Source organism: Acetobacter indonesiensis, assembly GCF_000963945.1.
Classification (GTDB): Bacteria; Pseudomonadota; Alphaproteobacteria; order Acetobacterales; family Acetobacteraceae; genus Acetobacter; species Acetobacter indonesiensis.
Map to the genome: position 1 here is coordinate 1 of NZ_BAMW01000086.1, position 731 is coordinate 731.

Sequence of the window (731 nt, forward strand, 5' to 3'; positions counted from 1 at the left end):
CTGGCCGTCTGGTTGCCAGTGCGGGGCAGGTGGCGCTGACGGCACAGGATATTGCAAACGATAACGGTCTGATTGAGGCCGCTGGCGATGTGACGTTGCTGACGTCTTCTCTGAACAATACTGCCGGCAAGGTGATTTCTGATCACGGAGCGCTGATGCTTGAGCATACGGCTGACGGTGTCGGGGCAGGCAAGGTTATCAATACCTCCGGGGCCCTGCAGGCGGGCACGGATCTGACGGTATATGCCGCAACAGTCGAGAACAGGTCTGGCACCATCCTAACACAGGGTGGCAATCTGACGGTGATGGGTGGAGCAGATGGGACTGGCCTGCACTCCGTTGTGGATGATGCTGGCACCTTGCAGGCGGCACAGGATCTGACCCTGACGACAGACAGTCTGACCGGAGCATCCAGTCTGTCTGCCGGGCGTGATCTGGCGTTTACGACAGCACAGGGTCAATCTGCTCCCATGCTGTTTTCTGCCGGACGGAATGCCTCAGTCCAGTTTGGTGGGACGTATGAGATTCAGGCTGGAAGTGGGGTGATTGCAGGTGGAGATGCCTCTATCCGGGCAAGTAACCTTACCAATGCCGGAGCGCTGATTGCGGGAGGAAACCTCACCGTTCAGGCCCCCGGTGCGATCATCAATACCGGGCTGATGGAAGGTACGACAGGTCTTGCTCTGGCTGTCGATGGTGCGTTGACCAATACGCAGGGGGCCATTCTGTCT

1 protein-coding gene is annotated in these 731 nt (G+C 58.4%); it reads left to right on the forward strand.

The genetic code is table 11. From position 1 onward, the window contains the following. A partial coding sequence (locus Abin_RS14895) for a hypothetical protein (RefSeq protein ID WP_048848381.1) occupies window positions 1-731 on the forward strand: 731 nt, incomplete at both ends.